At 50.0% G+C, this 2101-nt stretch carries 1 protein-coding gene; it reads right to left on the bottom strand.

Features of this window, described 5'->3' with window-relative positions; all coding sequences use genetic code 11:
- Positions 1-97: 97 nt before the first annotated feature.
- Complete coding sequence (gene ltrA, locus Psfp_RS20860; protein WP_243120840.1) at positions 98-1372, bottom strand: group II intron reverse transcriptase/maturase; 1275 nt, start codon at positions 1370-1372, stop codon at positions 98-100.
- Between the last annotated feature and the right edge of the window lie 729 nt (positions 1373-2101).

The following is a 2101-nucleotide window of genomic DNA, read 5'->3' on the forward strand; positions in this document are numbered from 1 at the left end:
AATCGAGTAGGGTAGCGCCGCAGTAATTTTCTGCGGCGTTATCCCTCTCACAGAACCGGACTTACGGGCCTCGTATCCGGCTCCTGATAAACCTCAGTCACTTCTCCCAAAAGTGATGCAAAATGCCGGCATTATACGAAGCCAAATTAATTAGTCCAATCTCGTTAAACCAGCTGTTTGGCAGTGCCATGTTGACCAGCGGGCTGGCAGAGTTGCGCCATTTCGTAACAGAAATTTTCCGAAACTCCCCTTTATACCCCCGCCTACGCAGCGCCTTGTGCAATGGTTTCCAGCTCTTCCACTCTTTCATTTGCTTCATTCGCAACCGCCGCCGAATCCACTCCATTAACTGTGAAAATAGATTCTTGCAGTTGGCGACCCTGAAATAGTTGGCCCACCCTCTCAAGACCGGGTTAAGACGCTTCACCATTTCCTCAACGTTTATTCCGTGGTTCCTGGGAGTTAGTTGCCTTATTCTGTCCTTAAAGCTCTTTATTTTCTTGGAATGGATAGAGACATACCTGGGCCATATGATAAATCCAAGATATGCTACTCCCTCATTCACGCTCGTGAGGTGCGTCTTTTCTTTGTTGACCACTAGCTTGAGTTCATTTTCAAGGATTTCGGTGGCGAGTTTCTGATATTTCCAGGCCTCTCTGTGAGTTCGGGCGAATATCAGAATATCGTCCGCGTAGCGGACGATGCGAATACCCCTTCTTTTCATTTCCTGGTCGAATTGATCCAAATATATGTTCGTAAGTAATGGACTGATGACGCCCCCTTGCGGACTTCCAATATCTGTTTCTTCCCAGGCTCCGTCTTTCATGACTCCAGCGGTGAGAAACTTCTTAATGAGCTTCAGCACGCTGCCGTCGCTCACTTTCCGGTTTACTCCTTCCAAGATCAATTCATGATCCAGCCGATCAAAACATTTTGAGAGATCCATGTCCACTACGTATTTCAATCCGTATTTATTCATAAATCTCTCGGCCTTGGCCACTGCTTGGTGACAGGAGCGTCCCGGTCGGTAGCCGTAGCTTGAGGGATGAAAGTCGGGTTCAAAGATGGGTTGCAAGATATTGAGAAGTGCCTGTTGGACTACACGGTCTTTTACGGTGGGTATTCCCAGCGGGCGTTTGCTGCCATCCGCTTTGGGAATTTCTACCCTTAAGACCGGCTGTGGCTTGTATGTGCCGGTTTTCAGCTCATGATGAAGTTGGTGCAGCCTTTCTTCCAGGTTCTGGCCTAAGGCTTCCACGGTCTCACCGTCTACTCCGGGAGCTCCTTTGTTGGCTCTAATGGCACGGCAGGCTCTTTCCAAATTGTCAAGCCGATATACTTTATCTATTAGGCTGTACCATTTCTTCATCATTTCACCTGATTTCGCTATGCTCCCTTAGTTCCTTACGGTTTTGCGGCGGTTTCTTCCTGCGGCTTCCCGGCGTCTCTAGCTCTGTGGCAATCTTACCGTTAAGTACCGCAATACTCCGCCTGAGCGGACGTTATGGCGAGCAAGTTCGTCGCCGCCTGCCTTAACGTTCCCTTCAGCGTTTCAGCCTCGGTTATCTTCTCGTCCCACCGCTTGGTTCTTTATTTGCATACTTTGGTTTATCTTCGTCCCTTCGCAAGCATAAAGGCTTTTGGCTCCTTATGCCCTATTGCAACCAGGTGCAATGTCCCCTCAGTTTTGCCCTCCGGTCTGTTACCAGCCTTCACTGGCTGAGGGTTAATCACTACTACGGACTCATCTGCCACCCTGCTCCACGTATTCCCTCCCTTGCGTTTCCGCTTGTTTGGGCTTACCTACTGTGTCTTGTAGGATGATGCCGGGCTTCCCCGGTTAAGTCTGCTTGCCTGAACTTGAACGCATCCGTCCTAACCTTTCAGGTTATCCAGCTTTCGGGCTTTCCCCTATTTAGCAGGGTTACCCACCTGTAAGGCCAACCTCGGTTCACTTTCGTTATGTTCCAAGCTCCCCCTTCGGCTTCCTCCAGACCCCACCGTTACCAGTGACGCCCTTGCCTACGGGTTGTCTTCCCGCTGGTTAGGTGACAGGGTTTCTTTCAACCCATCGGTGCGGCAGACATGCCGGGCAAACTAA

This window comes from Pelotomaculum sp. FP (assembly GCF_004369245.1).
Classification (GTDB): domain Bacteria; phylum Bacillota; class Desulfotomaculia; order Desulfotomaculales; family Pelotomaculaceae; genus Pelotomaculum_C; species Pelotomaculum_C schinkii.

What these genes read in the sequence shown, in the direction of transcription:
- ltrA (WP_243120840.1), bottom strand. Translation starts at nt 1,372, where the DNA reads ATGATGAAGAAATGGTACAGCCTAATAGATAAAGTATATCGGCTTGAC.